Here is a 12,702-nt window from a genome sequence, read left to right as displayed (position 1 = left end):
GTTGCTCAGAAGTTGAACTGGTCGATGTTCTTGGCGTCGAACACGGTCGGCTTGCCGAGGCTGATCACGCCGTCCTTGCCGATGGTGTAGCTGGTGCCGCCGGCCTTGAAGGTCTCGCCCTGCGCGCCGGTGATCTGACCGGAGACCAGCGCCACGGCCGTCTGTGCGGCGAGCGCGCCGAGCTTGGAGGGGTCCCACAGCTCGAAGGCGTCGACGGTGCCGTTCTTGACGTACTTGCGCATGTCGTTGGGGGTGCCGAGGCCGGTCAGCTTGACCTTGCCCTTGTACTTGGAGCCGGACAGGTACTGGGCGGCGGCCTTGATGCCGACGGTGGTCGGGGAGATGATCCCCTTCAGGTTCGGGTACTCCTGGAGCAGGCCCTGGGTCTGCTGGAAGGACTGCTGGGCGTCGTCGTTGCCGTAGGCGACCTTGACGAGCTTGACGTCCTTGTACTTGGGGTCCTTCAGCTCGTCCTTCATGAAGTCGATCCAGATGTTCTGGTTCGTGGCGGTCTGCGCGGCGGACAGGACGGCGATCTCGCCCTTGTAGCCGATCTGTTCGGCGAGCAGCTGCACCTCGGTGCGGCCGAGGTCCTCGGCGGACGCCTGGGAGACGAAGGCGTTGCGGCACTCGGGGTTGGTGTCGGAGTCGTAGGTGACGACCTTGATCTTGTTGCTCATGGCCTGCTTGAGCGCGGTGCACAGGGCGCCGGGGTCCTGCGCGGACACGGCCATCGCGTCGACCTGCTGCTGGGTCAGGGTGTTGACGTAGCTCACCTGGCCCGAGGTGTCGGTGGCGCTGGAGGGGCCGACCTCCTTGTAGCTGGAGCCCAGCTCCTTCAGGGCTGCCTCGCCGCCCTTGTCGGAGCTGGTGAAGTAGGGGTTGTTGACCTGCTTGGGCAGGAAGCCGACGGTGAGGCCCTTCTTGGTGGCGGCGTTCGGGTCGGCCTTGCCGCCGGAGGCCGCGGCGCCGGTGCTCTCGTTCTTCACGTCCTCCTTGGTGGTGCCGCCGCAGGCGGTGGCGGCGAGCGCGAGGGAGGTGACGGCGGCGAGGGCCGCGCAGGTACGGCGGAGGGTTGACTTGCGCATGACGGAGGGTCCTTTGTGAGTACGCGGGGAAGCGGGCGGCGGCTGAGGGGTCACGGGGTCGGGGCGGGTGTCGCCGCCGGTGGTGGCGGGGACGCGGAGCGGCGGCCGGCCCGTGCGACGGCGATCTGGCGGGCGACGCGGGGGCCGAGCACGGAGAGGACGAGCAGGACGCCGGTGACGACGATCTGCGACTGGGCGGAGACGTCCTGGAGGCTCATCACGTTCTGCAGGGCGCCGAGCAGGAAGACACCGGCGACGGCGCCGCCGAGGGTGCCCTTGCCGCCGTCGAAGTCGATGCCGCCGAGCAGCACCGCGGCGACGACGGAGAGTTCGAGGCCGGTGGCGTTGTCGTAGCGGGCGCTGGCGTAGTGCAGGGCCCAGAAGACGCCGGTGAGGGAGGCCATCAGGCCGGTCAGCGTGAACAGGACGAGCTTGTGGCGCTTGACCCGGATGCCGGCGAACCGGGCCGCCTCCTCGTTGGCGCCGATGGCGAACAGGGAGCGGCCGAACGGGGTGGCGTGCAGGGCGACCACGGCGATCGCGAGGAGGACCACGAAGGGTAGGAGGGCCTGCGGGACGAAGGTGTCCCCGATGCGCCCGGCCGCGAAGTCCAGGTACTGGGTGGGGAAGTCGGTCACCGCGTCGGAGCCGAGCACGATCTGCGCGACGCCCCGGTAGGCGGCCATGGTGCCGATGGTGACGGCGAGGGACGGCAGCCCGAGTCGGGTCACCAGCAGGCCGTTGACCAGGCCGCAGACCACGCCGAGCAGCAGGCAGACCGGGATGATCGCCTCGATGGTCATGCCCTGGTTCCACAGGGCGCCCATCACCGCGCCGGACAGGCCGGCCGTGGAGGCGACGGACAGGTCGATCTCGCCGGAGACGACCAGCAGGGTCATCGGCAGGGCGATGAGCGCGATGGGGAGGGTGTTGCCGATCAGGAAGGACAGGTTGAGGGCGTTGCCGAAGCCGTCCACGAGGGAGAAGGACAGCAGGAGCAGGACGATCAGGAGGGCGCCCACGACGGTGTCCCACCGGACGGCGCGATTCACCAGGGACCCGGACTCAGGCATGGCGGGCGTTCCTCTTCTTCAGTGCCGAGGCCACCCGTAGCGCGACCACGCGGTCGACGGCGATGGCGAGGAGGAGCAGGATGCCGTTGATGGCGAGCACCCAGACGGAGCTGACGCCGAGGGCGGGCAGCACGCTGTTGATGGAGGTCAGCAGCAGGGCTCCGAGGGCGGCGCCGTAGACGCTGCCGGAGCCGCCGGTGAAGACCACACCGCCGACGACGACGGCGCTGACGACGGTGAGTTCGTAGCCGTTGCCGGTGCCGGAGTCGACGTTGCCGAACCGGGCCAGGTACAGGGCCCCGGCGAGGCCGGCGAGGGCGCCGCAGAAGGTGTAGGCGACGAGGATCCGCTTGCGGACGGGGATGCCGGCGAGGCGGGCGGCCTCCGGGTTGGAGCCGAGCGCGTACAGCTCGCGGCCGCTGCCGAACTGCTTGAGGTAGTAGGCGGTGGCGATCAGGACGACGAGCGCGATCATCGCGAGCCAGGGCACCGCGGAGAGGCCGCCGGAGCCGAAGTCGACGAATCCCTCCGGGAGGTCGGCCGCGGTGATCTGCCGGGAGCCGACCCAGATGGAGTCGATGCCGCGGATGATGTACAGCGTGCCGAGGGTGACGACCAGGGCCGGCACCTGGCCGAGGCTGACCAGGAGGCCGTTCAGCAGGCCGAAGCCGATGCCGAGCAGGACCGCGAGGGCGACCGCGACGACCGGGTCGCCGCCGTCCTGGAGGTAGACGCCGGCGGCGAAGGCGCTGATGCCGAGCGTGGAGCCGACGGACAGGTCGACGTTGCGGGTGATGACGACGAGGGACTGGCCGGTGGCGACGAGGACCAGGATCGTCGCGTTGAGCAGCAGGTCCTTGATGCCCTGCTCGGACAGGAACTCGCTGTTGCCGGCCTGGGTGATGCCGATCATCACCAGGAAGACGAGCAGGATGGCCAGTTCGCGCATCTTGAAGACGCGGTCCACCAGGCGGGTGCCGTCGGCCTTGGACACCTCGGCGGCGGGGGCTTCGGGAGCGGTCACCGTCATGCGGCGGCCCTCCCCGTGGCTGCGGCCATCACGGTTTCCTCGGTGGCGTCGGAGCGGGGGATCTCGGCGGTGAGCCGGCCCTCGTGCATCACCAGCACGCGGTCGGCCATGCCGAGGACCTCGGGCAGGTCGGAGGAGATCATCAGGACGGCGACCCCGTCGGCGGCCAGCTCGGACAGCAGCCGGTGCACCTCGGCCTTGGTGCCGACGTCGATGCCGCGGGTGGGCTCGTCGACGATGAGCACCTTGGGCCCGGTGGCCAGCCACTTGGCGAGGACGACCTTCTGCTGGTTGCCGCCGGAGAGCGTGTTGACGGTGTCGGCGATCCGGGCGTACTTCACCTGGAGCCGGACCGCCCAGTCGAGGGAGCGGCTGCGTTCCGCGCCGCGGTCCATCAGTCCGGCCTTCACGGTCGTACGGAGTCCGGTCAGGCCGATGTTGCGCTCGATGGACATGTCCATCACCAGGCCCTGGGCGCGCCGGTCCTCGGGGACCAGGGCGAGGCCCGCGGCCATGGCGGTGGACGGGGCGCCGTTGGTGAGCCTGCGGCCGCCGACCTCCACCTCCCCGGCGTCCCAGCGGTCGATGCCGAACACGGCGCGGGCGACCTCGGTGCGCCCGGCGCCGACCAGGCCGGCGAGGCCGACGATCTCGCCGCGCCGGACCTCGAAGGAGACGTCGGTGAAGACGCCCTCGCGGGTCAGCCGGCGCACGCTGAGGGCGACCTCGCCCGGCTCGACGTACTGCTTGGGGTACAGCTCGTCGAGGTCGCGGCCGACCATGCGGCGGACCAGGTCGTCCTCGGTCATGCCGTCGAGAAGCTCGCCGGCGATCCGGGCGCCGTCGCGCAGGGTCGTGACCCGCCGGCAGATCTCGAAGATCTCCTCCAGCCGGTGGGAGATGAACAGCACCGCGGCGCCCTGGTCGCGCAGGGTGCGCACGACCCCGAAGAGGCGTGCGACCTCGCTGCCGGTGAGGGCGGCGGTGGGCTCGTCCATGATGAGGACGCGGGCGTCGAAGGAGAGCGCCTTGGCGATCTCCACGATCTGCTGGTCCGCGATCGACAGGCCGCGCGCCGGGCGGTCCGGGTCCAGGTCCACGCCCAGGCGCCGCATCAGGGCGGCGGTGGCCTCGCGAGTGGCCTTGTGGTCGATGCGGCCGAGGGCCCGCCGGGGCTGGCGGCCCATGAAGATGTTCTCGGCGATCGAAAGGTCGGGGAAGAGCGTGGGCTCCTGGTAGATGACGGCGATTCCGGCGTCGCGGGCGTCGCCGGGGCCGTGGAAGACGACGGGCTCGCCGTCGAGCAGCACCTGACCGGCGTCCGGTCGGTGCACTCCGGCGAGCGTCTTGATGAGGGTCGACTTGCCCGCGCCGTTCTCGCCGGCGAGAGCGTGCACCTCGCCGGGGAACAGCTCCAGGGAGACACCCCGCAGAGCGCGTACGGCGCCGAAGGACTTGGAAACGTCCCTGAGCGCCAGCACCGGGGCTTGTCCCGTGTCGGACGGGTGGGTCATGGATGGCTCCTCGACGACGTCCGCCGACAGTCCCTGGGGGCCGCCACGACGTCGTGAAAGGTTTCAACTGGATTGCCGGGACGTTAGGCATGAGCGACATGTCGCGTCAATGGGTTCGTCTCGAAAAGTTTTCGATAGTCGAAGGTCACGCACCGGTCACGGAAAGCGGTCCTGGACAGAGGGGTTGACACACCCCCGGCGGGCTCATAGCTTCCCGTTCTGAATCGTTTCACCCGGAAGCCTTTCCGGAAGCCGTTCAGGTTGTCTTTCCGGACCGATGTCACAGGAGCCGCAAGTGACCGACCCCGCCGCGGTGAAGGCCGCGCTGAAGACCCAGGCCGTAGAGACGCCGTCGTGGGCGTACGGGAACTCCGGGACCCGCTTCAAGGTGTTCGCCCAGGAGGGCGTGCCGCGCGACCCGCGGGAGAAGCTCGACGACGCCGCGAAGGTGCACGAGTTCACCGGCGTCGCCCCGACCGTGGCCCTGCACATCCCGTGGGACAAGGTGGAGGACTACTCCGCACTTGCGAAACATGCCGAGGACCGGGGGGTGAAGCTGGGCACGATCAACTCCAACACCTTCCAGGACGACGCCTACAAGCTGGGCAGCATCTGCCACCCGGAGGCCGCGGTCCGCCGCAAGGCCGTCGACCACCTCCTGGAGTGCGTCGACATCATGGACGCGACCGGCTCCGCCGATCTCAAGCTGTGGTTCGCCGACGGCACGAACTACCCCGGCCAGGACGACATCCGGGCCCGCCAGGACCGGCTGTCCGAGGGCCTCGCCGAGGTCTACGAGCGGCTCGGGGACGGGCAGCGGCTGCTGCTGGAGTACAAGCTGTTCGAGCCGGCGTTCTACACGACCGACGTGCCGGACTGGGGCACCGCCTACGCGCACTGCCTCAAGCTCGGATCCAAGGCGCAGGTCGTCGTCGACACCGGGCACCACGCGCCGGGCACCAACATCGAGTTCATCGTGGCCACGCTGCTGCGCGAGGGCAAACTCGGCGGGTTCGACTTCAACTCGCGCTTCTACGCCGACGACGACCTGATGGTGGGATCGGCCGACCCCTTCCAGCTGTTCCGCATCATGTACGAGGTCGTCCGGGGCGGCGGGTTCGACTCCGACGTGGCGTTCATGCTCGACCAGTGCCACAACATCGAGGCGAAGATCCCCGCGATCATCCGGTCCGTGATGAACGTCCAGGAGGCCACGGCGAAAGCCCTGCTGGTCGACCGGTCGGCGTTGGCCGCGGCGCAGGCGTCCGGCGACGTGCTGGAGGCGAACGCGGTGCTGATGGACGCGTACAACACGGATGTCCGGCCGCTGCTGCGCGAGGTGCGGGACGAGATGGGTCTGGACCCCGAGCCCCTCAAGGCGTACAAGGCGTCCGGGTGGGCCGAGAAGATCGTCGCCGAGCGGGTCGGCGGGGAGCAGGCAGGTTGGGGCGCGTGAGCGTCCGCCCTCCTGTCCGTGTCGGACCGCGGGTCCGCCGTGGCTGGTCGCGCGGTTCCCCGCGTCCCTGGAGCAAGTGCACTCGCCCCTGTCTAGTAAGGACTGAAGGTTCATGACCACCCACCCCGAAGCCGCCGCTCTCGTCGCCCGCTCGCACCGGCTCGGCGCTGATCCCCGGAACACCAACTACGCCGGCGGCAACACGTCCGCCAAGGGCACCGACACCGATCCGGTCACCGGTGGGGACGTCGAGCTGATGTGGGTGAAGGGGTCCGGTGGGGACCTCGGGACCCTCACCGAGGCGGGGCTGGCCGTACTGCGGCTGGACCGGCTGCGAGGGCTCGTCGACGTCTATCCCGGCGTCGAGCGCGAGGACGAGATGGTCGCCGCGTTCGACTACTGCCTGCACGGCAAGGGCGGCGCCGCGCCGTCCATCGACACCGCCATGCACGGCCTCGTGGACGCCGCCCACGTCGATCACCTGCACCCGGACTCCGGGATCGCGCTCGCCTGCGCCGCCGACGGGGAGAAGCTGACCGCCGAGTGCTTCGGGGACAGCGTGGTGTGGGTGCCGTGGCGCCGGCCCGGTTTCCAGCTGGGGCTGGACATCGCCGCCGTGAAGGCGGCCAACCCGCAGGCCGTCGGCTGCGTCCTCGGCGGGCACGGGATCACCGCCTGGGGGGACACCGCCGAGGAGTGTGAGCGCAACTCGCTGCACATCATCCGCACCGCGGAGGCGTTCCTGGCGGAGCGGGGCAAGGCCGAGCCGTTCGGCCCCCTCGTCGAGGGCTACGGGGCGCTGCCCGAGGGCGAGCGCCGGGAGCGGGCCGCCGCGCTCGCGCCGTACGTGCGGGCGATCGCCTCGCAGGACCGGCCGCAGGTCGGCCACTTCGACGACTCCGGCGTCGTGCTGGACTTCCTGGCCGCCGCCGAGCATCCGCGGCTGGCCGCGCTCGGCACCTCCTGCCCGGACCACTTCCTGCGGACCAAGGTGCGGCCCCTCGTCCTGGACCTCCCGCCCACCGTCACGGTCGAGGAGGCGGTGGCGCGGCTGAGGGAGCTGCACGCCGCCTACCGTGAGGAGTACGCCGCCTACTACCGGCGGCACGCCGAGCCGGACTCCCCCGCGATGCGCGGCGCCGACCCGGCGATCGTGCTCGTGCCCGGAGTGGGCATGTTCTCCTTCGGCAAGGACAAGCAGACCGCGCGGGTGGCCGGCGAGTTCTACGTCAACGCGATCAACGTGATGCGCGGCGCCGAGTCGGTGTCGACGTACGCGCCGATCGAGGAGTCGGAGAAGTTCCGCATCGAGTACTGGGCACTGGAGGAGGCCAAGCTCCGGCGGATGCCGAAGCCGAAGGCGCTGGCCACGCGGGTGGCGCTGGTGACAGGCGCGGGCAGCGGGATCGGCAGGGCGATCGCGCACCGGCTGGTCGCCGAGGGCGCGTGTGTGGTGGTCGCCGACCTCAACGCGGACAACGCCGGCGCCGTCGCCGAGGAGCTGGGCGGGCCGGACAAGGCCGTCGCGGTGACCGTCGACGTCACCTCCGAGGAGCAGATCGCCGAGGCCTTCCGGGCCGCGGCGCTCGCCTTCGGCGGGGTCGACCTCGTCGTCAACAACGCCGGCATCTCGATCTCCAAGCCGCTGCTGGAGACCTCCGCGAAGGACTGGGACCTCCAGCACGACATCATGGCGCGGGGCTCGTTCCTGGTCTCCCGCGAGGCGGCCCGCGTGATGATCGCCCAGGAACTGGGCGGCGACATCGTCTACATCGCGTCGAAGAACGCCGTCTTCGCCGGCCCGAACAACATCGCCTACTCCGCGACCAAGGCCGACCAGGCCCATCAGGTGCGGCTGCTGGCGGCCGAGCTGGGCGAGCACGGGATCCGCGTCAACGGCATCAACCCCGACGGCGTGGTGCGCGGCTCGGGCATCTTCGCGGGCGGCTGGGGCGCCAAGCGCGCGGCCGTGTACGGGGTGGAGGAGGAGAAGCTGGGCGAGTTCTACGCGCAGCGGACCATCCTCAAGCGCGAGGTGCTGCCCGAGCACGTGGCCAACGCCGTGTTCGCGCTCACGGGCGGCGAACTCACCCACACCACCGGTCTGCACATCCCCGTCGACGCGGGTGTGGCGGCCGCCTTCCTCCGGTGACGGCCGTGAAGTCGTACGCCGCGGTCGACCTCGGTGCCTCCAGCGGGCGCGTGATGGTCGGCCGCGTCGGCCCGGACTCGCTGGAGCTGGCCGAGGCGCACCGTTTCGCCAACCGGCCCGTGCGCGTGCCGGAAGGGCTGCGCTGGGACGTGCTCGGTCTGTACGCCGGGGTGCTGGCGGGCCTGCGGGCGGCCGGCCAGGTCGACTCCGTCGGCATCGACAGCTGGGCCGTGGACTACGGCCTGCTGGACGCCGACGGTGCCCTGCTGGGCAACCCGGTGCACTACCGGGACGCCCGGACCGAGGGCGTCGCGGAGAAGGTGTGGGCCCGCGTCCCGGCCGCCGAGCTGTACGCGGCGACAGGGTTGCAGTACGCGCCGTTCAACACGCTGTACCAGCTCACGGCGGCCCGTGGCAGCCGGCAACTGGCCCAGGCCAAAAGGCTGTTGCTCATGCCCGATCTGCTGTCGTACTGGCTGACCGGCGAGCAGGGCACCGAGCTGACCAACGCCTCCACCACCCAGCTCATCGATCCCCGGACCCACGACTGGTCCCACGACCTGGCCGCGCGGCTGGACATCGACCTCTCGCTGTTCGCGCCGCTGCGGCGGCCCGGGGACGCGGCCGGGGTGCTGCGGGCGGAGGTGCTGGAGGAGACCGGGCTCGCCGGACCCGTGCCGGTGACGGCCGTCGGTTCGCACGACACGGCGTCCGCGGTGGCCGCCGTGCCGGCGACGGGCGAACGCTTCGCCTACATCTGCACCGGCACCTGGTCCCTGGCCGGCCTGGAACTCGACGCGCCCGTGCTCACCGAGGACAGCCGCGCCGCCAACTTCACCAACGAGCTGGGGCTGGACGGCACGGTCCGCTACCTCCGCAACATCATGGGCCTGTGGCTGCTCCAGGAGTCCGTACGGGCCTGGGGCGATCCGGATCTCGGCGGGCTGCTGCGCGCCGCCGCCGAGGTGCCGGCACTGCGGTCCGTGGTCGACGCGGGGGACGCCGCCTTCCTGGCGCCGGGCCGCATGCCGGAGCGGATCGCGCAGGCGTGCCGTGCCTCCGGGCAGCCGGTGCCGGACACACCCGCCGAGGTGACCCGCTGCATCCTGGACTCCCTCGCGCTCGCCCACCGGCGCGCGGTCGAGGACGCCCAGCGGCTGGCCGCCCACCCCGTCGACGTCGTGCACATCGTCGGCGGCGGCACCCGCAACGCGCTGCTGTGCCAGCTCACCGCCGACGCCTGCGGGCTGCCGGTGGTGGCCGGTCCGACGGAGGCCGCCGCGCTCGGCAACGTCCTCGTCCAGGCCGGGGCGCACGGGCTGGTCGGCGACCGGCACGCCATGCGCGCGCTGCTCGCCAGAACCCAGCCCCTGACGCGCTACGAACCACGGGGCGGGACCGGGCCCTGGCGGGACGCGCAGGCCCGGCTCGCCGCACGGTGAGCCGGGGCCTCCCGCCGGTCCGGCCGCCGGACTACCCTGCCCCCATCCGATGATCAACCCCCGAGGAGCCGCGATGCGTGTCGCACTGTTCCTGACCTGTGTCAACGACACGCTGTATCCGGACACCGGCCGCGCCGTGGTGAAGCTCCTGACCGGACTGGGTGTCGAGGTCGACTTCCCGATGGCCCAGACCTGCTGCGGCCAGGCCCACTACAACACCGGCTACCGCCACGAGGCCGAGCCCCTGGCCCGCCACTTCTCCGAGGTCTTCGGGGAGTACGAGGCGATCGTGACGCCGTCGGGGTCGTGCGGGGCGATGGTGCGCGAGCTGTATCCGCGGATGGGTGAGCGGGCGCGGGCCGAGGGGCGCGGGGACACCCTGGCCGCCGCCCTGGCGCCGGTGGTGCCGAAGACGTACGAGCTGACCGAGTTCCTGGTCGACGTGCTCGGCGTGACCGACGTCGGGGCGTACTACCCGCACACGGTGACCTACCACCCGACCTGTCACGGGCTGCGCGGCCTCGGTCTCGGGGAGCGGCCCCGGCGGCTGCTCCGAGCCGTGCGGGGGCTGGAACTGGTCGAGCTGCCCGGCGCCGAGGAGTGCTGCGGCTTCGGCGGCACCTTCGCGCTGAAGAACGCCGACGTCTCCGCCGCGATGGGGACGGACAAGGTGCGCAACGCCGAGTCGACGGGCGCCGAGGTGCTGTGCGCGGCCGACAACTCGTGTCTGATGCACATCGGCGGCACGATGACCCGGCTCCGGTCGGGCCTGCGGCCGGTGCACATCGCGGAGATCCTGGCGAGCACGGAGGAGGAACCGGCCGTATGAGCGGGACGTTCGTCGGGATGCCGGCGTTTCCGGAGGCCGCCCGCGAGGCGGTGGACAACACGACGCTGCGCAAGAACCTGCGGCACGCCACCCACACCATCCGCGCCAAGCGCGAGAAGGCGGTCGCCGAGCTCTCCGACTGGGCCCGGCTGCGGGAGGCCGGCAAGCAGATCAAGGACCACACCCTCCGTCACCTCGACCGCTATCTGGAGCAGTTGGAGCAGTCGGTCACGGCGGCGGGCGGCGTCGTCCACTGGGCGGCCGACGCCGAGGAGGCCAACCGGATCGTCACCCGACTGGTCAAGGAGACCGGCGAGTCGGAGGTCGTGAAGGTCAAGTCCATGGCCACGCAGGAGATCGGGCTCAACGAGGCGCTGGAGGCCGAGGGCATCCGCGCCTACGAGACCGATCTCGCCGAGCTGATCGTGCAGTTGGGCAAGGACCGCCCCTCCCACATCCTCGTCCCCGCGATCCACCGCAACCGCGGGGAGATCCGGACCATCTTCGCCCGCGAGATGGGCGAGTGGGGCCGTCCGGCGCCCGAGGGGCTGACGGACTCCCCGGCCGAACTCGCCGAGGCGGCCCGTCTGCACCTGCGGGAGAAGTTCCTGCGGGCCAAGGTCGGCGTCTCCGGCGCCAACTTCATGGTCGCCGAGACCGGCACCCTCGTGGTCGTCGAGTCCGAGGGCAACGGGCGGATGTGCCTCACCCTCCCCGAGACGCTGATCTCGGTCGTGGGCATCGAGAAGATCGTGCCGTCCTGGCGCGATCTGGAGGTCTTCCTCCAGACCCTGCCCCGCTCCTCCACCGCCGAGCGCATGAACCCGTACACCTCGACGTGGACGGGCACCACCGACGGCGACGGCCCGCGGACCTTCCACCTCGTCCTCCTCGACAACGGCCGCACCGACACCCTCGCCGACGAGGTCGGCCGCCAGGCCCTGCGCTGCATCCGCTGCTCGGCCTGTCTCAACGTCTGCCCCGTCTACGAACGCGCCGGCGGACACGCCTACGGCTCCGTCTATCCGGGGCCCATCGGCGCGATCCTCAGTCCCCAGCTCCGGGGCACCCAGAGCGAGATCGACGCCTCGCTGCCGTACGCCTCCTCGCTGTGCGGCGCCTGCTACGAGGTGTGCCCGGTCGCCATCGACATCCCCGAGGTGCTGGTGCACCTGCGGGAACGGGTCGTCCAGGGCGGGCCGGTGACGCGCGAGGGCAACAAGACGGTGCTGAGGCCGGCGAAGGGGCATGCCGCCGAGCGGGCGGCGATGCGGGCGGCCCGCTGGGCGTTCAGCCGTCCCGGCGCCCTGCGCACCGGACAGCGGCTCGCCTCCCGCACCCGCCGGCTGCATCCGCGTTCGCTCCCCGGCCCCGGCAGGGCGTGGAGCGCGACACGAGACCTCCCGGCCGTGCCGGCGGAACCCTTCCGCGACTGGTGGCAGCGTACGCACGGCGGAAAGGACGGTCTCCGGTGAACAGCAGGGAACGGATCCTGGGCCGGGTGCGGCGCGCGCTGGCCGACGTGCCGCGGGACGAGCCGCCGTACGAGGAGGCCGTCGGCCGCGACTATCTGCGCGAGCACGGTGAGCGGAGCGTCGAGGAGACGGTGGAGCTGCTCGCCGAGAACCTCGCGGAGTACCGGGCGATCGTGCATCGCTGCACCGCGGCGGACCTGCCGGCGACGGTCGCGGCGGTGCTGGCGGCGCGCGGCGCGCGGACGGTGCTCGCACCGCCGGGGCTGGACGCCGGCTGGCTGGCGGCCACCGAGGCCGAGCGGTTCCCGGACAGCGCCACGAGCACGCCGCACGAACTCGACCGGGTCGACAGCGTGATCACGGGGTGCGCGGTGGCGGTGGCCGAGACCGGAACCCTCGTCCTGGACGGCTCCCCCGACCAGGGCCGCCGCCGTGTCACCCTCGTCCCCGACCACCACGTCTGTGTCGTGCGCGTCCCCGACCAGGTGGTCGCCTCCGTCCCCCAGGCCCTCGAACGGCTCGACCCGGCGCGCCCGTTGACGTGGATCTCGGGCCCCTCGGCGACCAGTGACATCGAACTCGACCGGGTGGAGGGGGTGCACGGTCCGCGCACCCTGGAAGTGATCCTGGTCGACTGAGCGGC

General features: G+C 71.4%; 10 protein-coding genes. 6 read left to right on the top strand and 4 right to left on the bottom strand.

Translation table 11 applies throughout. The features are described from left to right. Positions 1-5: 5 nt before the first annotated feature. The 4 genes from rhaS to ACFYO5_RS15300 are packed head-to-tail and all read right to left on the bottom strand — an operon-like array spanning position 6 to position 4,705. Positions 6-1,088 (bottom strand): rhamnose ABC transporter substrate-binding protein, encoded by a 1,083-nt coding sequence (rhaS, locus tag ACFYO5_RS15315; RefSeq protein WP_388708753.1) that lies wholly within the window; start codon positions 1,086-1,088, stop codon positions 6-8. Positions 1,089-1,138: 50 nt separating this feature from the next. Further along, positions 1,139-2,161 (bottom strand): ABC transporter permease, encoded by a 1,023-nt coding sequence (locus tag ACFYO5_RS15310; RefSeq protein ID WP_388708750.1) that lies wholly within the window; start codon positions 2,159-2,161, stop codon positions 1,139-1,141. After that, positions 2,154-3,191, bottom strand: coding sequence for an ABC transporter permease (locus ACFYO5_RS15305; RefSeq protein ID WP_356565920.1), 1,038 nt, complete (start codon positions 3,189-3,191; stop codon positions 2,154-2,156). The genes ACFYO5_RS15310 and ACFYO5_RS15305 overlap by 8 nt, the downstream gene beginning before the upstream one ends. Next, positions 3,188-4,705, bottom strand: a complete 1,518-nt coding sequence (locus tag ACFYO5_RS15300) for a sugar ABC transporter ATP-binding protein (RefSeq protein WP_388708746.1) — start codon at positions 4,703-4,705, stop codon at positions 3,188-3,190. The genes ACFYO5_RS15305 and ACFYO5_RS15300 overlap by 4 nt, the downstream gene beginning before the upstream one ends. 295 nt (positions 4,706-5,000) lie before the next feature. Between ACFYO5_RS15300 and rhaI the strand changes: the two genes are divergently transcribed. The 6 genes from rhaI to ACFYO5_RS15270 all read left to right on the top strand — a co-directional run bounded on the left by rhaI (position 5,001) and on the right by ACFYO5_RS15270 (position 12,697). Next, positions 5,001-6,161 carry an L-rhamnose isomerase gene (gene rhaI, locus ACFYO5_RS15295; protein ID WP_356565923.1) on the top strand — a complete coding sequence of 387 codons (1,161 nt, stop codon included), beginning with the start codon at positions 5,001-5,003 and terminating at the stop codon, positions 6,159-6,161. A gap of 112 nt (positions 6,162-6,273) precedes the next feature. Further along, positions 6,274-8,313 carry a bifunctional aldolase/short-chain dehydrogenase gene (locus ACFYO5_RS15290; protein WP_388708743.1) on the top strand — a complete coding sequence of 680 codons (2,040 nt, stop codon included), beginning with the start codon at positions 6,274-6,276 and terminating at the stop codon, positions 8,311-8,313. Between the two features lie 5 nt (positions 8,314-8,318). Then, positions 8,319-9,755, top strand: coding sequence for a rhamnulokinase family protein (locus ACFYO5_RS15285; RefSeq protein WP_388708740.1), 1,437 nt, complete (start codon positions 8,319-8,321; stop codon positions 9,753-9,755). 73 nt (positions 9,756-9,828) lie between these two features. Beyond that, positions 9,829-10,584, top strand: a complete 756-nt coding sequence (locus ACFYO5_RS15280) for a (Fe-S)-binding protein (RefSeq protein ID WP_356565927.1) — start codon at positions 9,829-9,831, stop codon at positions 10,582-10,584. After that, positions 10,581-12,059, top strand: coding sequence for a LutB/LldF family L-lactate oxidation iron-sulfur protein (locus ACFYO5_RS15275; protein ID WP_388708736.1), 1,479 nt, complete (start codon positions 10,581-10,583; stop codon positions 12,057-12,059). Before ACFYO5_RS15280 ends, ACFYO5_RS15275 begins: the two co-directional genes overlap by 4 nt. Continuing rightward, positions 12,056-12,697 (top strand): lactate utilization protein C, encoded by a 642-nt coding sequence (locus tag ACFYO5_RS15270; RefSeq protein WP_388708733.1) that lies wholly within the window; start codon positions 12,056-12,058, stop codon positions 12,695-12,697. The genes ACFYO5_RS15275 and ACFYO5_RS15270 overlap by 4 nt, the downstream gene beginning before the upstream one ends. Positions 12,698-12,702: the final 5 nt, after the last annotated feature.

It is taken from the genome of Streptomyces sp. NPDC006259, from assembly GCF_042870975.1.
Classification (GTDB): Bacteria; Actinomycetota; Actinomycetes; order Streptomycetales; family Streptomycetaceae; genus Streptomyces.
This window is presented reverse-complemented; position numbering and strand designations above follow the sequence as displayed.